General features: G+C 33.4%; 10 protein-coding genes. 3 read left to right on the top strand and 7 right to left on the bottom strand.

Annotated features, from left to right (window positions below; genetic code table 11):
- Positions 1 to 76 precede the first annotated feature (76 nt).
- A complete protein-coding gene (locus tag PC_RS00055; protein WP_044044584.1) occupies positions 77 to 2,047 on the top strand; it encodes a hypothetical protein in 1,971 nt (656 codons plus the stop codon).
- Between the two features lie 922 nt (positions 2,048 to 2,969).
- Here the strand turns inward: PC_RS00055 and recD are convergent.
- The 3 genes from recD to PC_RS00035 are packed head-to-tail and all read right to left on the bottom strand — an operon-like array spanning position 2,970 to position 11,832.
- A complete protein-coding gene (gene recD / locus PC_RS00045; RefSeq protein WP_052278613.1) occupies positions 2,970 to 4,829 on the bottom strand; it encodes an exodeoxyribonuclease V subunit alpha in 1,860 nt (619 codons plus the stop codon).
- 5 nt (positions 4,830 to 4,834) lie between these two features.
- Positions 4,835 to 8,350 (bottom strand): UvrD-helicase domain-containing protein, encoded by a 3,516-nt coding sequence (locus PC_RS00040; protein ID WP_052278612.1) that lies wholly within the window; start codon positions 8,348 to 8,350, stop codon positions 4,835 to 4,837.
- Positions 8,347 to 11,832, bottom strand: coding sequence for an exodeoxyribonuclease V subunit gamma (locus PC_RS00035; protein ID WP_044044581.1), 3,486 nt, complete (start codon positions 11,830 to 11,832; stop codon positions 8,347 to 8,349). The genes PC_RS00040 and PC_RS00035 overlap by 4 nt, the downstream gene beginning before the upstream one ends.
- A gap of 669 nt (positions 11,833 to 12,501) precedes the next feature.
- On the opposite strand from PC_RS00035, the gene PC_RS00030 reads away from it, so the two are divergent.
- Both PC_RS00030 and PC_RS00020 read left to right on the top strand, forming a co-directional pair.
- Entirely contained in the window at positions 12,502 to 14,298 is a 1,797-nt protein-coding gene (locus tag PC_RS00030; protein WP_052278611.1) for an MFS transporter, read from the top strand.
- A gap of 1,091 nt (positions 14,299 to 15,389) precedes the next feature.
- Positions 15,390 to 17,786, top strand: a complete 2,397-nt coding sequence (locus PC_RS00020) for a phosphoketolase family protein (RefSeq protein ID WP_011174555.1) — start codon at positions 15,390 to 15,392, stop codon at positions 17,784 to 17,786.
- Between the two features lie 66 nt (positions 17,787 to 17,852).
- Here PC_RS00020 and PC_RS00015 read toward each other — a convergent pair whose 3' ends face one another.
- The 4 genes from PC_RS00015 to PC_RS10200 form a co-directional block, all read right to left on the bottom strand.
- A complete protein-coding gene (locus tag PC_RS00015; protein ID WP_044044577.1) occupies positions 17,853 to 19,286 on the bottom strand; it encodes a hypothetical protein in 1,434 nt (477 codons plus the stop codon).
- A 382-nt stretch (positions 19,287 to 19,668) separates the two neighbouring features.
- Positions 19,669 to 22,626, bottom strand: a complete 2,958-nt coding sequence (locus PC_RS00010) for a hypothetical protein (RefSeq protein ID WP_044044575.1) — start codon at positions 22,624 to 22,626, stop codon at positions 19,669 to 19,671.
- Positions 22,627 to 22,946: 320 nt separating this feature from the next.
- On the bottom strand, positions 22,947 to 23,141 hold the full coding sequence (locus tag PC_RS00005; protein ID WP_181679004.1) for a type II toxin-antitoxin system RelE/ParE family toxin: 195 nt from the start codon (positions 23,139 to 23,141) through the stop codon (positions 22,947 to 22,949).
- On the bottom strand, positions 23,083 to 23,301 hold the full coding sequence (locus tag PC_RS10200) for a type II toxin-antitoxin system YafQ family toxin (protein WP_079890455.1): 219 nt from the start codon (positions 23,299 to 23,301) through the stop codon (positions 23,083 to 23,085). Before PC_RS10200 ends, PC_RS00005 begins: the two co-directional genes overlap by 59 nt.
- Between the last annotated feature and the right edge of the window lie 391 nt (positions 23,302 to 23,692).

The raw sequence follows: 23,692 nt of genomic DNA, 5'->3' as shown, positions 1-23,692 counted from the left end.
ATTTAATTATATAATTAAATAAGTTAATTGTTTTTATTATATAATTATAATTAACAAATTAAACATGGTTATTATTATGCCAATTGAATTTGTTAGTACAAATCCTTTAGAAAAAATACAATCAAACCCTCAAAATACAGAAGAAATTAAATTAAAAAATAACAATTTTATATTACCTAATGGAAAACAATACTTTATTAGTAAATTTAAAATAGATGGAAAAGAAATTGAAGTTAGTAAACTTAGTTCTGAACAATTGCAAAGTATTGCTTTAATAGCAGATAAATTATTTAAATCCGTTTCTTCTTTAAACTTAAAAAGAAATGACCTGAATTCTATTGGGATCATGGCGACCCCTAATAAAACCACTGCAGTCACTGTTAATTATAAAGATTCAACCGACACTCAAAGTGTGAAAGAAGAAAAAGTCAATCGATTAATTCATCAAGAGTTCAAGAAAAAATTTCCTAGCTGCTTAGCTGAAAATATTCAAAGAGTTAAAACAACTCAAACAATTGCGCAACATCAAATTCAATTTTCAAGTGCCTATGGAGACGGACAAGAATTAGATGGGATGCCAGGTAATGAAGAACCCCTCACTAAAACTTCAGCACGTTTAATTGGACCAAAAACATTGCCTAGCGAACAAGTGATCACTCACACTTATTCTATCGATGGACAAGATTATGCGACTCAATACATCACAAGAGACACAACAGTCGATCAAACAATTGAATTCTGTAAAAATATGATTTCTCATTTAAGGGTAAAATTGGAGAAAGCTTCAGAAGAAGACAAAACAAAAATTATGTCCAAACTCCGTTTGTATGAAAATTCCTTAAATAATGCTAAAAAATTTCGAGAAAATGAAGATTGGTTAAGCTCGGATTATTTTCGAGGACAGATCCGTGAATCAGGCTTTGCTCAAGCTACAGAATCTTATGTCTCAGCCCCCGTCAATATGCGATATCAAGAACTGCAAGTTGATGGAAAAAAAGAGGTTGGATTTTATAGGGTGGGAATCATGTCTGATATGCGAAATGGTTTCTATAGTTTATCCGATTTAAAATCTTTTAAAAATGAACCAAAAAAGGTAAATGATTTAATCCAAAATTTATCAAAAAAATTGAATTCTAAGCTTACAAATGATCAACGAGTCTCTATTGAAAATGCTCTTAATAATTTAAAAATTATGAGAGGAAGCCCATCTTACATTGATATAGTATATCAGGAACGTAAAATGATGATTGAACAACAAATGGTTCAACTCATTGCAGGTCAAGTCCGCCAAAATCCTCAAAAAGTTTTAGAAGCCTTTGAAGCAGGAAATAGTTTTGATTTGGTGCATGTCGCTCTGCTTAACCAAAGAAAAAGTGAAATGGGCTCTACGGGTTGGGTACATGATGAACGGGTAGAAATGGAAGATATGCAAGAAATTTTCGCAGAATTTAACGGAAAAAAATTGTGTTTTAATGGAACGGGACCTTTGATCGATGGGGATATGGTTTATCTTCCTTATCAAATCAAAGCTTCAGAAATTGTCACAATTCCCTTAGCAACGGCCTTTTTTAATACATCTGTACAAGGCAATACACATAACAATAAAACACAATTAAAGATAAATACCCAGCAGCTTCGACAATTACTTATCTCCCATCCACATTTATTTGATAAATTTCCGGAGATTAAAAAATCACTATTAGAAGATTCATCCACAAGTTATACACTTGCAGAAGAATTAATCATGGTTCTTCTATCCTCTAAAACTTTTTGCGTTTCTTTAGGTTGTTTAAGTGCTAAAGATCGAACTGGTCTAGTCGCTGAACGTTTAATGTTAAGACACCTTCACCCTCATCTTCCTTCAAAGAGAAAACATGATTTTGATAAATCCATTTTTGATCCTAATGGGCCAGCAGTTAGAGTTGTTACAGACAATACCCCTAAATTTAAAGTATTGAAAGTGAATCCTCGCGCCTCCCTTCCACAAGGTTTTAACTTCTTGGATCGAATAAAAATGGTATATAGTCTATTAAAAGCATCTTTTTAAACTCCTATTCTCTTGACACTGACTTTATCTTGCCGTTTTATGAAAAAGTTATTCCAATTGTTGCTAAGACATAAAAAAAATAAAATAAGGTGCAAATTAAAGCAAATATTCCAAAAATTGCACCGTTCCGGGTTCTTTTAGTAGGGCGTTTATCAAAAAAGATAGCCCACAACATCAAAGAAAAACCATATACATACATAGCAATATAAATATAAAAAGTTGCAATATCCACAAAAAACTCACTTTGAATGATGTAGGTGTCTTACAAATATTTAGTTTATTAAAAAATCTCTAAAATAAACCACAAATAAAATCCAAAATCGATGTAATGAATTCATTGTCTCACACTTTAAGTCTGTTGCTAAGACTACTTTGATACCAAAACAATTGGATTTGGCGACATCAAAATTCATGAACTTATGATTACTTATATGATGGCTTAATTGATCCATAAAAAACTTTTTGATTCTCTTGGCTAATGCCGGATTAGTTATTTTTCATTGCGGCACAAGACAGGCAATTTTGAAAACAAGAATTTGTAGATTTTCGATCTTAATTTAGCCAGTTGCGGACCAAAAAATTAACTGACAAAGCAATAATAATAACTGTCGGATCGGTTAGTTTAAATGAAGATTTTATTCAAATTTTTCAAAACAAATCCTCAAAAACTTACTAAGCTATCTTTAGTTTATTTAATCGAGGGATTAGAAAAAAAGAATGTTGATTTGATAGCGATTGGAAGAGCAAGACTTGGTGATGCTTCATAGCCCAAAAAAGTTTTAAATGAACAATTTACTCTTATAAATTCTTTTTCATCAAAGTCTTTAACAACCCTTGTTTGAAATAAATTCTTTATTTAGCACAAATTTTTTGTTCTCGTATTTTTAAATTATTGTGGGTGAGGTTAATCAATTTAATTTAATTAAATAAATTTTTCCAGACGCGTTTGAATCCCAGATAAGCGAAAACTTTGTTGAGAAATTGTTTTTTCAATTGTGAAATCGGTTCCCCACACCTCAATATGTTTACGAGCCCTCGTAACGCCAGTATAAAAAACTTCTCTACCAAAGCATTCCGATCCTTCAGGTAACATTAAAATGACTCTCTCGAATTCGCTGCCCTGACTCTTATGGACAGATAAGCAATAAGCTAATTCATACTTAGGAAGTAAACAAGCGGGTAAACAACGCATATTTTCTCCCTCATCTTTAGAAGGAAATAAAGCATAATCTTCGCTCGTTATTGATTTTAAAGGTAGTTTTCGAATTAACACACCAGTTTCGCCATTGAACAAATTTTGTTTGTAATCATTCGTGACAATAATAATAGGAATTGCTAACCACCCTGGTGATAGTTTTATTTGGCTCACATGATTCCAAATGAGCTGATTAATGCTATCTACTCCAAAATACCCTTTTCGCATAGGTGATAAAATACGAATGGTATTAAAAAGCTCTAATATTTTTTGATTATCGTGAACTTTTATAGATAAAGGAAAATGATTCATAACGTGCTGGACAAATTCTTTTTGCGCTTCTCTTCTATCTGGAGACAAATTTAAACGAGAAATCCCAGCAATCTGTGTTTCGTTAAGCATGCTCAACGTTTCTTGACCCTTTCCTTGATTAATATAATGCGCCAATGAAACAATAGAGCTTAATTCTGTGCGTAAACAAACTTTCAGTTCTGTACAGGGAATTTTTGTTTTTAATTTCGTCAAATCAGCAAATAAACTTCCTGCTTCCACAGAAGGTAATTGATGCTGATCACCGAGTAAAATCAGTCGCGAGCCTTTTTTTAAAGCTTCAAATAAATAAGCCATCATTTTGACATCGATCATCGAACTTTCATCTACAATAATCAAATCCGCTGCTAATCTTATACCAGATTCATTTCTTGAGCGATTATTAATTCCCAATAATTGATGCAAAGTTTTTGCTTTTAAAGGAGGAAAATCTTTTAACTGCGCGGTGACTAAACTCAAACTTTTTTGTAAATTTGCAGCAGCTTTACCCGTCGGTGCTGCTAAAGCAATTTGGCAGTTTTTTTTCTGACATTCTTTTAAACTATCCCAATAAATTTGAATAAAACGGCCAGCCGTAAAAGTTTTTCCGGTTCCAGGTCCACCAGTAATAAGTGAAAGAGACGATAAGCATCCTGTTAAAATTGCTTGAGCTTGTTCCAATAACAATTTTTTTTTCAACACACATTCATTAAGGTGTTGTTCAAGAACAACTCGATTTAATTCAAGCGTTGGGGATGTTTGTAAATGTTTGTTTAAATTTTTTAGAAAAACTGTTTCCAAAACCCAATGTTTTTGCAAATAAAAATTGCCTTTATGCATACATATGGGAGTATTCGGATAAACAGAATTTTCAAGGCTATCCATAGCTGTCACAAAATTAACCGGAATATTTTGTGATCCCTGCAAAATTGAATGGGTTAAATTCTCTAACTCTTCATTAGATAACGGTGCTGCCGCTTCATTCGTCCAAAGTTGTTTTACCGTAGGAAATAAAGTCTGATTCCTGATTTCCACGCATAAATGCCCCTCTTGAGCAGCCATCAAAAGATGGCAAATAAACAACACAAGGTTTTGATTGATCCATTGATCTTTAATAATTTCTAAAGTTAAAAGATAGTTTAAATAAGAAAGTTGATTTTTACTTAATAACTGATTAACGAGGGGCCAATTCGGTAAGTCTTGAGCTCTTTTTGTGCCCAACCAAGGAGCTAACTTATATGATTCTAAAAAATTTTGCTTTGCGAATCCTCTTTCCATTACCTTCACTCGTAATTTTTAGGCGAGAAAATTTTTATTAGATCCTGCGCGTCACAAAAATAAATTCCTGATTGTTTATTAGATTGAATTCCTCTTAAAAATAAGTAAAAAAATCCGCCAAAGCATTCTTCAAATGCTCGTGTTTCCACCAATTTTAAATATCGTTTCAGTGCTTCAGTATAAATTTTAGCTTGTACGAAATAATTATGGTCCAACATAGCTTGATGTAAATGAAAAAAATCATAACACTCGTTTGATGATCCAAGCCAATTACTTTTCCAATCGACAATATAATATTTACCTTTATGAACAAAAATCAAATCAATAAAACCTTTAATTAATCCTTGCCCTTCTACCAATCCCTCTATTGCTAAATCACTTTCATACGGAAAAAGAAAAGTCATTTCACGAACCAATTTCGATGGCTCAATATCCGCTAAACAAAAGGGGGAAGAATAAATGCCTAAATCTACATTCAGGACTTGATAGACTAGTGCAGCTAAAACATTTTCCCAAGGTCGGTACATTTCATTTTGGATCCATGGACGAATCAAAGGAAGAGTTTCAACAGCTAAGTTTATCCCTTTAAAATCACGAAACGAAATTTTTTCTAATAGCTCATGAATAAGAATACCTGTTTCACTGCTTGCTGGTAAGGTATGTTCAGTTTTAATAGAATTGTTGAAATCGTGAGGAGGAGTCTGCGATAGTGAAAAAGAAGAGATTCGATTTAAGCTTGAAAAAGAACTCATTAATAAGGGTGTTGTTAAAATAGAAATAGACTTAGGTGGCTCAAGATCAATAAAGGGAACAGAATCCTTCTTATTTTTTTCTAGAAAAATTTCTCTGTGAATCGAATAGGTCATGTCATTTTGAGAACCTATTTCCTCCATAAATTTAATAAAACTTTGACCATTGAAATGTCGGATGCGGTCATAAAGGGTCTCATAGCTACACTCAGTCTGTCCGAGTCTACCTAAAAGAAGATCTAAAGGAGATGCCTCACCATATTTAATTTGCTCAGAAGGAATATGGAGACTTATCGGAATATAAAGCTGATATTTCGCGCGCGTCATGGCAACATAAAGTTGCCTCATTTTTTCTGCGTCAATTTCTTCGCAATAGTGAAGTCGCTGTTCACTTGATTCTTCTAAAGGAATTAAAACAAATTTGCCTTCTTTTTCAATAGGAATCAATTCATCTTTGAAAGAATTACGTTGAATTAAACCTAAAGCAAAAACGATATCGAATTCTAAACCTTTACTCACATGTAATGTTAAGATCTTAATTCCATCTTTAGAAGGATCTTGAAACCGCTTAACTCTGGGATCTTCATTTTCATCCCATTTTTGAAATTGATCTAAAAATGGAATCAACCCTTCAGGACCATTCCATTCATGATATTGATGATTAATGACAATTTCAGCAATTTGCTGTAAATCATGGTAAAAATCAACACCTCCCTCCTTCGCTAATAATTGTTCCAGAATAGAAAGTTTATTTTTCCCCCAGCAACTTTGTAAGAAACGATCATAAAAGATGGAGAATCCCTGCTCTATCAAAACTTGCTTTAAAGATTGAATCACTGACAAAATCGATTCTAAATTCGAAGAATCATGCAACTTTTCATGAGACCAACCAATCAAAGAATTGCCTAACAGTGTCCTAAGAGTCCCTATGTTTTGCGGATGAAGAACAGCTTTAATAAGATCTATTAAGGCGTTCAATGCAGGTGATTCAGCTAAACTAGTCCCTCGTTGATTTAAATAAGGTAATTGATAGGAGTCAAAATATTCGGCGAGACGTAACGCTTGATAACGATCCCTTACTAAAACAGCAAATTGGCTATAGGCCAATGTTTTTTGCTTCCTTAAGCGTCTAATTTCTTGTGCAATAAAAGGGAAAAATACTTTTTGTTCTAAATCTTGTATGGTTGAATTCTTTTTATTGCTTCCATCCCCCATAAAAAAGTGGACAGCTCCTTTTTCATCCTCAAATAAACGTGTTTGATTGAAAGTAGAAGCAAAAACAGGTTGATAAGTTAAATGAAAATTTGTTTTAGGAAGAGGAATAAACTTTGGAGTATGATCTGGAGAAAATAGGACATTCAAAGCATTCACTAACGCTGGTTGAGAACGATAATTTACATCAAGAGAAAAACAATGCTCATGCCCGAGTGCTTGCGCAGCTGCCAAATAAGTATAAATATCTGCTTGCCTAAAAGAATAGATCGATTGTTTAGGATCACCGACTAAATATAAATAACCTTTCCAAGTTTTATCTTGAGGAAGAAATAAACGTCGAAAAATTTGCCATTGTAAAGGATCTGTATCTTGGAATTCATCAATAATAGCCGCTTGATAAATCATTTGAATTTGTTTTAAAAAGTTTTCTTGCCCAATTGCCCAATCCATTTTTCTTAATAAATCGTCCGGGGAAAGCTTTTCCTCTTCTCTTTGGTAATTGCGCAATAGCTTTTGGCAGGCTTTGGCAAGTCTAGCTATTAATATAGATTCATCCCGTGCTAAATAGACGACTCTCTCTAAAGTGTGATGCAATAAAGCTGTAAAACCTGGATAATTTAAGCGAAAGGATGCTGCAGGATTTTTAAGTAACTTCGGATCTAAGGCTAGCACCCATTCTAAACCATCGCAAATTAATTGATCAAAGTTTTCAACAGTCCACTCAGTTTGATCAAACAAAGCAACAAATCGAGAAATTTTAATTAATGTATCAGCTTTGGATTTGGCTCCTTTATAATTCCGAAAAAAGGGAGCTTGCTCTTGAAAATCTTCCATTAATAAAGAAGAACTTATGGAATAAGTTCTTTGTAAATTCTGCATGCCTTCAAGAAACTGTTGATAAATTTGTTGAAATGTAGGCAGTTCTTCAAACTCATAGCCACTTTGAATAGCTCTTAATAGTTTTTTTTGATCAGGATCATGTTTTAAAATAATTTCAAGTTGTGCAGGGCTAAAATTTTCTAAACGAATCTCTGTTCGAAAAAAATCTTGAATGACCGCTAAAATTTCTGACGGAGGAAAAGTTTCTTCCCCATAACTCGCATGAAAGCCTATATCACTTTCAATTGCATACTGCCTGAGCATGCGCGCACAAAAAGCATGTATTGTAAAAATTTGCGCTTGATCGAACTCAAACAACGCTTGCTGTAACTTTTTTTTTGCTTTTAAAACACTTTCTATTCCTGCTTCAATGACGGCCTTTAAATAGTCCGGAGTATTTTCTAATACATTTGAATGACTTAACCATTCATTAAATACTTCTAAGGCATATTCAATATTCAATCTAATACGTAGTTTTAAATCTCGGGTCGCAGCTTTCGTAAATGTGACGACTAAGATTTTACTTAGCGGTAAGGCTTCTTGTTCTAGCTGATTTTCAATTAATAAACGGACTACAATATTTTGAATAGAAAAAGTCTTTCCTGTTCCTGCAGATGCTTCAAGTAGGTAATGTTGATGAAGGATTAACTGCCTATCTAACACATTAAAATTCTTCATGCATCTTCCCCTTTCTTCTTTTTAGGAGGATACCATAATTGAATCAAATCTCCGGCTAGTTGTTTACCGATCTCTTGCCAAGATTCGATTAAAATTTTCGGGCAAGGTAGATGGTCTTTATTAAAAACCCACCTTAATTCTTGATTTAAAAAAGCTCCAAAAGAATTTGAAAAGACCTGTTTCATGTAATTTTGAATTGCCTGTTCATCCCCTTCAATAAGGGAAGGAATCCAATCAGGAAAGAGCGGAGAAAAATTGCGCATAGATAGTGCATAATAATTAATCAAATGCTTTAAATAAGGAATGCTATCTTTAAAAAAAGCCTTTTTGACCTCTGAAGATTTTGAAAGAATAAGGTTTCTTTCAATCGCCTCAATATTAAAAGTTGTAGCATAATTAAAAAGCAGAAATTGGGGCCATGCTTTCCAAGCATCTGAAAATCCACTTCCTTGACTTAAAACAACAAGGCCTTTTTTAGAAACAAAGGGCAACTTTCCAATTATAGAAATTTGATATTGATCAGAATAATTCAGTTGAAGAGCTGGAAGTAACCATTGATCTTTTTGAATTTGGCAAGGTTCGGAACAACTAGTACAAAATTCGATTTGAAAAAGTTCGGAAGGATTAATACCATGTTTATACAATCTTTGATGCACTTCATCTATTTCATCTTTGAAACGTTTTGTCGCAACTGTTTTGAACATTCCCAAAGGAAGTTTTCCTTCTTTATCTGCAATCTGCATCACTTTTTCAAATGGTTCCTTTAATGCAAATTGTTTGAGCTGATATTTATTTAAGGCTGATAATCCAAGCTCTTCTTGGTTTTTAATAATCCGATCTTCATAGCCCTCCAAATAAATGTCTAACCCTCTATTCAAATAAAATTTAACAGGTGAGCGAACTAACGTATTTAAAGTTTTTAAATCAATCACTGTGTGAGAAGGAAGGATATCTTCAAGAGAGTAGTTACTTAAAATAAATTGTTTAAGTAATCGATGAGAAGGAGTTTTATGAGTTTGGTAGTATTGTTCAGCAATTCTATAGTCGAATTGTGAGTAATTATTTAAAATAGAATTTGGTTTGAAATAAGAGACGTCAAATGCATCAAATGGATGTTTACTTACACATTGTTCAGAAATTTTTTTATTTTGAATGAGATAATATTTATCCAAATAGGTGAAAAACTCTTCAATAATCAAACTTGGCTGCAATACTTTGGAATCTTGGTAGGTATATCCTTGATAACTAACGATGAAAACGTCTGTAACAGATTGAAGAGCCTCTAAAAATAAATAACGATCATAATCTGTAGAGTTTGGGTTATAGTCAAGATTGTCTTGCCCAACCATTAAATTCAATGAAGTATGATAGCCTGCGCGGGGAAAAGCTCCTTCTTGCATTCCTAGTACTGCGATTACTTTGGCAGGAATAGAACGAAGAGGCATCATGGAACAAAATCGGATGGTTTGCAGGTGGCTTTCTCGATAAGTAATTCCTCTTTGTTGTAAAAGATTGTTCAAATGAAATTTAATAGTTTGGAAAGAAAATTTTGTTTCTTTAAAAGTTTTTGCAGAATCACCTAAAAGCTTAAATTGAGATTTTAATTCTTCGTAGTCTGCTATCGACTGAGAATCTTCAAATTCACACTTAAAATAAGTGTCTAATAAACAAGAGAGATAACAAGACCATTCTTCCATACACATTTGAGAGCGATCATGTAATGGCGATAAATCATCTCGTAAAGAATGCAACAATCGAATCCACCTCTCCATTAATTCTGCTTGAGAAAAGTCAATTCCTTCACATGGAATAGAATCAAAAGAATGAGAATCGGCAGATTTGACAACTGTTGTTAATCCAAGTAACAAACGAGTTAAACCAAAATTCCAGGTTCCAACTGAGCTAGAATCTACCATCTCTTTCTCACAATGATGCCTCTGAAGTAACTCATTTCGATGTAGCCAATCTTCTCCCCAACGGATGCCTGCTTGTTGAATCCATTCTTGAATGAGATAATAATCACTTTGAGTCAATTGATGACATCGTTGAAATAGACGGTGCCCAAACAACTGTAATAATTCACTCACTTCCCAACGACTTTCACTTAACCGAATCAATTGGAAAAAACCTTGGACGATTTCACTTTGTGCTTGCATGCCCAAATCAAGAATTTGAAAATCTAATTGACTTTCTTCTAAACCAAAAACACTTTGAATGTAAGGGACGTAATCAGAAATTTGAGGAGCCATCACAATAATGTCATTGGGTTGCAAAGTAGAATCTTTTTCAAATAATTTTAAAAGATTGTGATAAAGGATTTGTATTTCACGTCGAATCGAGGGAGCAATGTGCAATTGGATTGAATCATCTTTTCGTTCAAAATTAAAAGGAGGCTTTCCTTCAGGGTTACGCATCATCAATATATCAGCTTGAATTGCATGAAGAAGAGTCAAAGGTTGTAAAGACTCCTTTAAAAAAAGATCTTCTTGAAAAAATATTTCATCATTCAATTCACTCACATGACTTGGAAGGATATAACCAGCGTGAGTAGTAGCTTGACTCTCCTCAATTTGATAAGCCATTTCTCTTCCAAGTTTTCCAAAATTAGCTAAAAGGGGATTTCGATCTCTTAAAAGTTCTTCTAATTGTAAAACTTGAGAAGCCTTCGAGCCTAATTTCTGCTGCCAGTAGGTTTGCAAATATCTTGTCTCGTTATCGGAACGAATATCACTCCAAAAAACTGCGCATGGAGAAAGTAAATAATAGTAAATAGGGGCAACATTCGCCAGCTTCGATAAAAATTGAAATTCAGCTTTAGAAATAAAACTGATTGAGAAAAAATGGACTTCACACTCAGGAAAAAATTTAAGTGTTTTTTGGAAGGCTTTAGTCCAATAAGTCCATCCTTGATTGCCCCCAAAAAGGCTTTTCCATAAACGACTCTGCCAACCTCTATGTTCTGATTTTTCCCATTTAGAGACTAATGAATAAGCATATTTTCCATACTCTTGAAAAATTTTAGCTAAATGATAGCTTAAACCTGTCAATCGCTTTTCCATTTTACGTGTTAATTTAAGATTTTCGCCCACCTGCTTAGAATTTAATTTTAAATAATAAATCAAAGTTAACCAGTCTTGTTGTTCTTCATCACTTAACCGATGATAATCTTGCAAAACAGTTAATAATTCTTTTTCAATGGCCAAAGATAGCTCTAAAATAGAAGGTATCTTTTCATTTTTTAATTGAAAATAGTGAATGAGTGTTTCAAAAGCCTGATTAAGATATAGAAATTCAATTCCAGCTGCTATTCCTAAATCAGGGTCTTGCGCCATTTTTAAAGTTAGCCATGTTTGCATGGCTGGTCCATAAACAATCACAAGTCGCTTTTTGAAAGGCGTTTGCTTAAAACCGAAAAGATTATTCTTCAGCTGCTCGTAGAGGATTGATAGCTGGTTACTAAAAAAAACTTCTAAATCGCTCACAAAGGGCTCACTTTTTGGTGTATCAACTGTTAGGGTTAGAAGTTTACATCCTTCCTTGCATACAGTTTTGTTGAATCCAACATAAAATTTTAGCAAGAACATATGAATGTAACAAGCTTATACACCCAAACTTTAAGTTTTTTTATCTAAATGGGAAGGTTAGAAATACAGAAAGGTTAACCATACTTATTCGACCATAAAACTTATTTTTTAAAGTAAGATATCTCTGTTTCATCTGTATAAAAATAATGGCTAGTCATAAAATAAAAAATTAAATCACTATCTGTTTAAAATTACCAAATAATTAGTAACAAATAATTGTAAAATCTACGCATTGATAACGTTAATTTAAAAAAACAAGTATTAAATTAAATAAATTATCAAAACATTTTAATCTATTAATAAAAAGCTTGAGCCTAATGGTTCAACCATCCATACTCTTATAATAAAGATAAATTTTTCAAAAAATTATTTCATTTTGCAGAGATAAAGAGCACTGTAAATTTTAACCTGAACACGCGGGTATTAGAAAAGAATTACAGGAAGAAAAGTAAGCTTTGAGCAATAGTCAATTTTTATGTTCAAGTAACAAACTAAACAAATTTGCGTTATAAGAAAAATATTTAATTTTTTTAATAAAGATAATACAAACTTCTTAATTAAGAGTATATGCTAAACTCATTTTTACAACGATTTTCATCTTTTACTTATTTAAATGTAACCCAATTTTTAGGGGCTTTAAACGACAACATTTATAAGTTATTGATTGTTTATTTTTTCATTCAATTAGAAGGAATGGAGTATAGTCACCAGATTCTAGCCTCAACCGGTGCTACCTTTGTCATCCCTTTTTTACTATTTTCGGCGCTTTCAGGAACTTTGGCAGATCGTTTCAGCAAACGAGATATCATCGTTACAACAAAAATTTTAGAACTGGTAATTATGGCTCTTGGGGTATGCGCTTTTGCTTTTCAAAGCAAATGGGGTTCTTATGCAATTTTATTTTTATTGGCTACCCAAAGTGCGATTTTTGGCCCCTCAAAATATGGAATTGTCCCAGAACTAGTCTCTAAAGATAAGATTTCTAAAGCCAACGGTTTAATGACCTCATTTACATTCCTTGCAATCATTTTAGGCACATTTTTATCTTCTTTCCTTATTCAAATTAGTGGACGCAATTTTATTGTTTCTTCGATTTTCTGTACCTTTATTGCTTTAGTTGGTCTTGTGGCTAGTTTTTGTATTGAACATACACCACCTGCAGGCTCCGAAAAGAAAATTCAAATTTTTTTCTTAAAACAAATTTTTCAAACCTTGAAGTTTGCCCGCCAAGAAATTTCTTTGCTTCCAGCCATTTTAGGCGCTGCTTATTTTCTTTTTGTTGGTGCATTTACTCAACTTAATATTATTCCTTTTGCTGTCCAATCTCTTCAACTTTCAGATATTCAAGGCGGCTATTTATTTTTTTTAACAGCTTTGGGAATAGGAACAGGAGCTTTGATTGCAGGCAAAATTTCTGGAAGAATTGTAGAACTAGGGTTAGTTCCTATTGGAGCGCTTGGTATTTCGGTATGTGCATTTTTCTTGGATATATATTCAGAAAATATCTGGGCAGTTATTCCAATTGTGACTTTACTAGGAGTCTTTGGAGGGATTTTTGAGATTCCTCTCGACTCTTACATTCAAGTTGCTAGTCCTAAACAAATGCGAGGACAAATGGTTGCAGCTACAAATTTTTTAAGTTTTATCGGGGTCCTTTTAGCTTCTGGGTTGATTTATCTGAATTCAGAAATTTTTCAAATTTCAGCTGACAAAGGATTTAGTTTAATTGGATTTATTACTTTCGGAATTTTTATTATTTTTATGTTTCAATTTTTTGATTATTTGACTCGCTTTATTGCCTCGATTTTATCCAAGCTGCATTTTAGTACAATATTTAAAGGCAAAGAAAATATTCCTGATTGCCCAGCAGTTTATGTTTGTACGCATACAGCCTGGAATGATACTTTACTCATTCTAGGGTCACAAAGGCGAAGAATTCGGTTTTTTATTGAGCAAGAACAACATCATTCTCCTTGGTTAAGGCGTCTATACGGACTACTTCGGGTTGTCTTTATCCCTGATATTGAACCTCTCGAAAAGAATCAAGCTTGTTTAACTGAGATTCGCAATACTCTTAAAAAAGGAATCTCGGTATGTATTTTTGTTCAAAGTTGGGATATTTATTCTGAAGTAGAAAAGCTCAAACACTCTACCCCTTTTAACCACATTATCGAAGAAGCTAATTATCCGATCATTCCAGTTTACATTCAAAAAGGAATTAAATCTCCTCGTTTCCAATTTTTAACAAATTCATTAAAAAAATTCAGGGTACCAGCTTCTGTCGTTTTTGGAGATTTAATTTACACAGGGCATCAATCTATTTTAAAAAGTAAACATGAGCATGACCTCTATTTTGAGGATTGATTGCCTGAATTGTTTAGCTTGAGTCTAGGAAGCATGAAGCAAAAGAAAGGACTGGAAAGAATAAGCTTTCGAAAACTCTTTTGTGCTAAAAGGATTAATTTAAATATTTTCAAATATAAAATGATCATCTTTTAAATTTTGCGCAATGTATGAAAATTTATATTTTAAACTTTTTTCCTCCGTTTTTTTGCGAATTTTTTACTCACCTCCCATGGCTCAAAGCTACCAAAATGCATTTAATCACTCTCATCTAGCAAAATCGATAAATACCTGGCTTCCCTTCTATCTGCTTTTTTTAATTTACATGAAAATTCAAAATGGAAGTGCAAAGATTCACCTTCTCAAACACTTTCAATAAAAAATAACAGCGGATTTTAGGTAAAAGGAAGAAATAATAAATTTCGAATAGCAGGAAATAATATTTAAGTTAATACACGTCTTTTTTAGTCCATTCTAATCCTTTTTCTGATCTTTCGCATTAGGCGTGCCAGAGTTATTTTAGAGCGATCTATCCAAACTCAATTTACTTCTACATTTGTCCCTGAATTTTTTAACCACAAATTTTTCTCATTTCGAGGGCTTATTATGTTATTCAGTTATTTTTAAATAAAAAAATTGAATAAAGGACAGGTTTTTTAATGGAAAAAGAAAAGAATTAAAGAAAAATTCACAAAAAGAATTCGTAGCAAGATGAGTTTATGCTCCTTTATTGGATACAAAAGAAACATTTGAACAATTTTTTATTGGTGCGAAACTTCAAGAATATATGAAGATCTTAAACTTTATCTCAACCCTTTTATGGCATTTAAAATTAATTGGTAGGCAAAAAATTTCTGAGGAATCTGCCATTATTTCGCGTCTATAAGCTATTTTTTTAATTCTATTTGAATTACAAAGCTAATTAACCAGAGTTTGGAAGTTTTTCATGAAACTTGGTTTTTACTAATAACGAATCGGTTTTTGAGCGTGAAAGCAAAATTTTAACTTCCAAAAGAAAATTTATAAATCTCGATAATCAGTAACTCATTCATTTTGTTTTCCATCTCCTCTTCATCCGCTGTTAAGATTAATAGCTAACCATGAGGTTTGTCATGATAACAAAGTTGCCCCCTACTAGTGAATCTAACAATAGTTTATCTGACGAACTATTAGAAAAAATAAATGCCTATTGGAGAGCTGCTAATTATTTGTCTGTCGGGCAAATTTATTTGCTCGATAATCCCTTACTAAAAAAACCCCTCTCTATTAAAGATATTAAACCTCGTTTACTTGGGCACTGGGGAACAACACCAGGATTAAATTTTATTTATGTGCATCTCAATCGAATTATCAAAAAATTTGATTTAGATATGATTTATTTGATCGGCCCTGGACATGGAGGACCTGGGATTGTAGCGAATACTTATTTAGAAGGAACCTATAGCGAATATTATCCTCACATTTCCCAAGATGCCGAGGGAATGCAAAAATTGTTTAAACAATTTTCTTTTCCTGGAGGAATTCCAAGTCATGTAGCTCCGGAAACTCCTGGATCAATTAATGAGGGGGGAGAATTAGGTTATTCTCTTTCTCATGCATTTGGTGCGGCTTTTAATAATCCTGATTTAATCGTAGGATGTGTTATTGGTGATGGAGAAGCTGAAACAGGCCCCTTAGCAACCGCCTGGCACTCTAATAAATTTCTCAATCCAGCGATTGATGGAGCTGTGCTTCCTATTTTGCATTTGAATGGCTATAAAATTGCAAATCCCACTATTTTAGCTCGTATCAGTCAAGAAGAACTTAAAAGCTTGTTTGTAGGTTACGGTTATAAACCCTATTTTGTCGAAGGATCAGATCCTCAATTGATGCATCGCCTCATGGCCGAAACGCTTGATATGATAATAAAAGAAATCCAGGAAATACAAACAAACGCTAGAAAAAATGGAATCGTCAAACGTCCAATTTGGCCAATGATTATTTTACGCACACCTAAAGGTTGGACAGGACCAAAAGAAGTAGATGGTAAAAAAACGGAAAATTATTGGCGATCTCACCAAGTTCCTTTTTCAGATATGAAAGAAGAACATATTAAGCTTTTAGAAGAATGGCTAAAAAGCTATCGTCCGGAAGAACTTTTTGATGAAACAGGTAAATTATTCCCAATTTTAGCCGAATTAGCTCCAAAAGGCAAGCGAAGGATGGGAGACAATTTCCATGCAAATGGAGGATTATTAAGAAAAAATTTACGACTTCCAGATTTCCGTTCTTACCAATTAGAAGTTGTCACTCCAGGAGTGGTCGAAGCAGAGTCGACTCGTATCATGGGATCTTTCTTAAGGGATGTTTTAAAGTTAAATCCTCACAACTTTCTTGTAACTGGTCCTGATGAAACAGCTTCAAATCGTCTTACTAATTTATTCGAAGTTACGCAAAGAAGGTGGCTTGCAGAATATTTACCAGAAGACACTGATGGGGGAAATTTATCTTTAGAAGGGCGCGTGTTAGAAATTTTAAGCGAGCATACTTGTTTGGGATGGTTGGAAGGATATATCTTAACAGGGCGTCACGGCTTTTTTTCTACCTACGAAGCATTTGCTCATATTATCGACTCCATGTTTAACCAACATGCTAAATGGCTGCAAACAACACTCACAATACCTTGGCGAGCTCCTATCCCTTCAATAAACATTTTATTAAGTTCTCATGTTTGGAGACAGGATCACAATGGCTTTTCTCATCAGGATCCAGGTTTCATAGATTTAGTCATGAATAAAAAAGCTGCCGTTGTCCGCGTTTATCTTCCTCCTGATTCTAACACTCTTTTATCGGTAACAGATCATTGCCTAAGAAGTCTAAATTATATCAATGTGATTGTCGCTGGAAAACAACCAGCTTTACAATATCTAAGTATGGAAGCAGCAATCAAACATTGTACAGCAGGCATAGGAATTTGGGAATGGGCTAGCAATGATAAAGGAGGGGAACCAGATGTTGTTCTCGCTTGTGCAGGAGATATCCCAACCCTAGAAATTTTGGCCGCCGTTGATATTTTACGACAAAGCATTCCCACTTTGAAAATTCGAGTGATTAATGTTGTGGATTTAATGACTTTACAACCCAAAGAAGAGCATCCTCATGGTCTTTCTAATACAGACTTTGATGAAATGTTCACGACCAATAAGCCCATTATTTTTGCTTATCATGGTTATCCTTGGCTCATTCACCGTTTAACTTATCGACGTTCAAACCATTCTAACATTCATGTCAGGGGTTATAAAGAAGAAGGAACAACGACAACTCCATTTGACATGGTCGTATTGAATGAAGTTGACAGGTTTCATTTAGTAGGCGATGTAATTGATCGAGTCCCAAAACTTGGATATTTAGCGGCGTATACTAAACAAGAGATGCGTCATAAATTGATCGAACATAAAGAGTATATTCATCAATTTGGAGAAGATATGCCTTCAGTAAAAAATTGGAAGTGGCCTTACGGCAAAGAATGAGAAGGATTTAGAATAAAAATTTCAAAAACCTCTCTTCAAGGAAAGGTTTTTGAAACAATTAGGTCATTAAAAAGCGTAAATTGCCTCTAATTCAAAATCTGAATAACTATGACGTCCACCTATCCTACTGTCTTCTGCTCGACTAAATTCATAGATTGTGTCGATAGAAAAGTTATCTGTAATGGCGTATAAAAATTCAAATCTCCAACCCTTAAAATTGGCATTACCACGTGCAGGATAATAATAACCATTTTGCGAAGAGTAATCACTTGTAGAAGGCAAATGACTAGTTTCTATATAATCTGCAAAATCGTCATTAACAAGATTTCCACGTCCGATACTTCCTACATCAAAATCAGAAACAGCTTGCGCTTGTACGTAAATATATTCTATATCAAGAGCCCAGTCACCTTCTTTATGTACCTGCCCAATATAAACTCCTCCATAAGCAGCTAAGTTTTTTTTCTTATGATGAGTAATTGCTTTTGCTTTTGCTGCATGGTTGATTAAAAAACCACCATAGAATTCTACTGGAATTCTTTTACAGTAAATTTCAGGCTCAATCGTGTAAGCAAAACTAATTTGAGAATTAGTAAATTGAGTTCCTAATGGATTATGAACGTGACATCTATTGATTCCAGTCTTTTTCCAATCAATAAAAGAATAACGAAGATCCAATCCTGTATCAAAAAGATTTAAAATCCCAATTTCTGTCACATAGCCAAAATGATTGACTCTTTCGTCGACCACAAAAGCGGCTCCTTCCCAATACCAATCCATCACTTCATCGATTGCACTTGCAAATTTCAATAAAACACCATCAAAGCGGCTAGAAAATTGGATTTCTGAATCAAAGACATCATCTAATTTACGGCGTCCAATTTCCATATCAAATCGATGCTTACCATCTGCATAAACGTTATAACCAATATAAGCACGTTTCAAGTTAATCAAATTCGATTCTCCACTTCCTTTTCCGCAACATTGCATATTGCGAGGGAGCGATTTGATCACTTCACTTCCGTGTTTATTATAAATGGGGAATTTCCCAGAACAATCGTTACGTCCTCTTAAACCAGCTGGATTGTCAAATTGAAGGTGTGCTTGAGCCCAAGATCTGCCAAACGAATATTTTAATTTGAAATTAAATTCAACGTCAAAGTCATTATGAGAAATCGGTAATCCTTTTGCATCGACATGAGAACCACCACGTAAACTTCTGTAATCTTCATAAAACTTACTAGAGTCATCCGCGTATAAAGCAACCCCTTTCTCTCGGATTGTACGCCATTCAAAGCGGATATCACCACTAATATCTAAATTCTTGGATTTCTTTTTTATATCAATATTGTCTTTAGATTGTACAAACTCTCTTAGAGATTGATCGTCGTTTTCATTTAATTGACGCTCAAAAGAGGTTTCTTGTTGCTGAGCAAAGATAGTCGCAGATGTAAACCCTGCTGCCATCAAAATAGGCATCAGATACTTTACAAGTTTCATATTGGCTCCATTTTATGTTTTTAGGAATATAGTCGAAGATTCCAATTAGTTTTTTCTATAAGAAAATTTATGAAATTGAAGAGATGAATAAGGAGAAAAGAAAATTCATTATTTAACATTAATTCACAAATTTTTGCTGATATCTTTAAATTTTTAAAAGTAAAAGTCAATAGTAACTTATTCGAGAGATAGACGTGAATAGATTAAGCATCTCTATGCTAGTAACTTATAATCATTCAATTTGAAATTTCATTATCTTTTTTTAAAAATTTGGTGGGAAAATAATTTTGATTATAGTTAGGGTTTTGCAAACAAAATTAAATTAATTCTAACTTACATATTTTTATTATTATTTTTGTAATACAAACTATACGTAGGAAAGTTAAACTTGTCCATATTCGGTTGGCTTTATATAAATTCCCCATTTTAGATCTGTGCGGGTTCCATTTACCCATTCTTTCCAAATAGACATCGGATATCCAATAGAACCTGTATAATCAACTCGCCACAATTCTAAACGTCCTGTACCAGGATTCACAACAAACCCAAATTCATCTTTCACCCAATTTGTATCTGCAAAGATAATGGGAGCTGGCATAGCAAAACCAAGTTTTTGACAAGTAAAACTAATATGCCAATGATAATCGATTGAAAAAGTTGTTTGCATTTCAGAGAGGCAAATCAATGCTTTACAAATATCTTGCAACTGATTAGCGCTCATGACGTACTGAGATTTAGATAAAGAAATTTGATCAAAATAGCTCAAAATTTCATCTGCTTTTGAGGAGGTTATGCCTGGTAAAAGAATTAAAATTTGATAAATTTTTTCTTTCAGCTCATAAATTGAAAAATAAGGAAGTCTAGAATATAAAAGGCTATCTAATTCGTCTGCTGATAAGATGGATTTTTTACCGATATTTAATCCTCTATCTTGTTGCAAAGTATCTACAATAATTTCTCTAAAATATAGGGGATTTAAAGGACCTGTCAAATTCTGAAAAACAGCTTTAAAACGAGGTTGAAAATTTTCCGGAATCTTTTCTATTAATTCTTGTAAAAATGAATGGATCATATTGTGATCTAAAACAATTTTTTCAATAAAAAACTCAGCCGGTTTAACAAATTTATCTCGAACGGATGTATACGTAAATTCATCACCTATCCAAGCATCCTTAAAAGGAGTTAAATTGGGTTTTAATAAAAAAGCATGTGTAGGTGATTGAATTAGCATAGATTGCCGCCTTCCTTCTAAGTAAGGCTCCATCTGCTTTCGTGGAATATGCTTTAAAGTATCGGCAAAAAAAACGAGTAATTCCATCTCACTTTCTACCCATTTCGCCCCTTCCTGTGGCTTGTCTTCTATTCGATAATAACAACTAACAAGCGTATTCATCGTTCCTCCAGAGGTATAAACCCAAGGTTTTTTTTCTATTTGGTCTAAATGGTCAAGAGGATTTTGAGGAATGGGCATACGATGAGCTGCTGCCATGCGATAAAAAGCTGTTTCTAAAAACTCTTTAGTTTTTACGTGATTAACAATAGCTGTAACAACTTCACCAAGATCTTTTTCTAACCCTAAATTTTGTAACATGGAGGCAATTTGAGGTTCTGTTGCGACAAAAAAAGATGTTAATGAATCAATAAAATCTGTTTGATTTTTGATTCTTGTCCATTGTGAAGAATTGCTTCTTCCGTGCTTATAAAGCAACCTGAATCCTGCAGGACTATCATCAAAAGGACCTGTCAACACTTCTTGCATATCTGCATCGTAAACTTCTTGGAAATACTCTCTAAACAACTCTAAATAGATTTTATAAAGAGATTCATAAAGATTAACTAAAGCAGAAGCGCGCTGATGAGCATCGTCTCGTTGATCTTGGATAAAATATAATTCATTAGCTCTGTTTTGATATTCCATTTTCAACCACTGAGCTTCTTTCTCACTGGCATGCCTAATGCGTGATTCTAAAGTTTTGACATGCGTATACATCATCTCATACTCATATTGAGCATCTTGAACAAGTTTATTTGCTTGATCTAGTTTATATTGAATCTGCTCTTGGATACAATGTCCAATTCCTCCTTGCTCGTGGGAACCCATTCCTAAACTGGCATACAAATTCCAAGTCGTAAACTCTAATTTAGTTTCGGAAAAAGAAGCTAAAGTAAATTCCCAAGTTTTTAGTAAGGCATTATCAGCTAAAGATTTAAAAGCATTTTTACCTATTTCAAACAAATAAAGAAAATTAGCACATTTTTCTCCAATTCCTCCTGTTTGTTTACCAATAGCAGGTATTTGCATTAAATTACTTTGAATCATGCCTCTAGGACGCTCTTCGTAATCTTTAATTTGTTGTTCTGAAAGTCCTATAGACTGCCTTAAAATAGTTCTTAAAATCACTTCTGCTGTCACTATGCAATAATTAGTGTGACGCGAATGTTGTAAAATGATTGGATCAATCCAATCTTTAAGCCTTTTGATTTTATCTTTAAGCTTTTCATTTTTTTGAAGTAATCCAACAGCTTCAAAAGCGACTATTAATCCAGGAGAATACCAAATCTCAGGCGAGATTTTTTTAGAAGAGATAGAAAGGAGCAAAGGTTTTTTTAAATCCCCACTTCCCCAACTTGCACTAATGGGAACTGAATATTCTGCTCCCCCAAATGTACGTTTTAAACGGCCTGTCGCGAGTAAATCGGTCATATCCTGCAAAAATTGTTCGGGCTGTTCATTTTGAATAATTTCAGCCGGTGCGGTTGCAAAACAAGATCCAACATTTTGCCGTAAATAACATAACCAGGCAGCTAAAACAGCTCTTTTTGCATGCGCATCTGTAATAACGGTTTGTGAAGGAATTTGCAACGTTTGCTTAATAATGTCTTCAGCAATTTTATTCGATAAAGGTTTTGAAATTTTTTTTAAGGATCGGACTAGCTCTTTATTAGTTAACAAAAATTGTAAAACTTTCAAGATATGCTCTTGACGTTTAGAATCATATTGTCTGTTAGGTCCAAGAGAATATAAATGGGATTTAAATTTTTGAATAAGCGTTGGCAAGACCGCGAAATTAATTTCACCTTTATCATCGATTAAAAGGGCCGCTAAATGGCCTGTTCGTAAAATGTTGCGAACAGAACAACTTTCTTGAATTTGCGAACGATCTAACCGTCGAGAAATTTCTTCGTATTCTTCAACTATATAAGCACAAATTTTATCCGCTGCTAATCTTTCTTGCTTTTTTTGTTTAGCGATTAAAGCAAAAATTCGTGGATAAAAAAATGGATGATTAAGAGGAGCTTTGACTAAGCTTAAAATTGTATTAATTTTTTCTTTATTCACTTTCTCACACAATAAACGTTTGATCAATCAAAAAGCAGGAATACAAATTTGTGCATTAGCGGGAGTTTTTTGTAAATTTACAATATTTTTCTTTATATAGGAAATACTCTCACCCGAGTATTGGAAAAACTCCCAAAAATTAAATCGATCACTATTAATAAATTTGGAATGAACATAATTTTGGAAAATTTATTGGGATACTTGGCGTGATATCAAGACCGATGCCTAAAAAATTTCATACAAAAACATCTAATAAATTTGAAATTAGAGTGTTAGAAATTCTAGTAGCAATTGTTTTTAACAAATTAGTTATTTGCAACTTACATTAATTTTAGAGGTAAGGCTGATAAACCCGCTTTCAGCGTTAAATTTAAATTCCCAAAGTTGATTTCTACTCTATCAGGCAAACTTTTACCCATTTTATTTCTAAACAAATTAGCATGAGAACCTATTTCCTCATCTATCCAATAGACCAGTAAAACGTCTGGTTTTACATGGCATTCTGTAATAATCAACCCCATCATCAGATAAGGAGTGGTCAATGTATTTAGGATTAAGTGTTTGTTTTTTGAGCAGAGCGGTAACGACAGTATTAAGTTCGCCAATTATGTGCTGTTGGTGTTGAAATTTCTTTAAATCTTTTTTGAACTTAGTCGAATTTTTAAGCTGAAGTATTCGATTTCATCCCCACTGCTTTCCAAAAGTCTTCTAGGGATTCGTGGCTTTCTATGTTTTCACCTCTCTTAGTTTTTCTTAAAACTTGCGCTGTCTCTTCATTAAGCTCATGGCTTTTGTTGCAATCATGGCCGGCACATTTGGGTACCTCTTGTCAGGCAAAAGATAAAAAATATTTGTTAATAGCCATCTACTTTTTTGCTGCTAACATTTTAATAATATACATCTTCTCTTCTGTTATACAATCTACGCTTAATCTAGCTTTATGAGTCTGTCCCATAAGAACTTCCTTTTGTGATAACTCTATTATACGCAAAATCAACGTTTGTGAAAATTCAGTTAATTAAATACCCAGTTAAATTTAATTTGACTTTATCATTGATCAATTCTT

This window comes from Candidatus Protochlamydia amoebophila UWE25 (genome assembly GCF_000011565.2).
Taxonomy (GTDB): Bacteria; Chlamydiota; Chlamydiia; order Chlamydiales; family Parachlamydiaceae; genus Protochlamydia; species Protochlamydia amoebophila.
This window is presented reverse-complemented; position numbering and strand designations above follow the sequence as displayed.

Bases quoted from the DNA above. Each gene is read 5' to 3' on its own strand.
- recD (WP_052278613.1), bottom strand. From the start codon at position 4,829: ATGGAAAGAGGATTCGCAAAGCAAAATTTTTTAGAATCATATAAGTTA.
- PC_RS00040 (WP_052278612.1), bottom strand. From the start codon at position 8,350: ATGAAGAATTTTAATGTGTTAGATAGGCAGTTAATCCTTCATCAACAT.
- PC_RS00015 (WP_044044577.1), bottom strand. From the start codon at position 19,286: ATGAAACTTGTAAAGTATCTGATGCCTATTTTGATGGCAGCAGGGTTT.
- PC_RS00055 (WP_044044584.1), top strand. From the start codon at position 77: ATGCCAATTGAATTTGTTAGTACAAATCCTTTAGAAAAAATACAATCA.
- PC_RS00030 (WP_052278611.1), top strand. From the start codon at position 12,502: ATGCTAAACTCATTTTTACAACGATTTTCATCTTTTACTTATTTAAAT.
- PC_RS00020 (WP_011174555.1), top strand. From the start codon at position 15,390: ATGATAACAAAGTTGCCCCCTACTAGTGAATCTAACAATAGTTTATCT.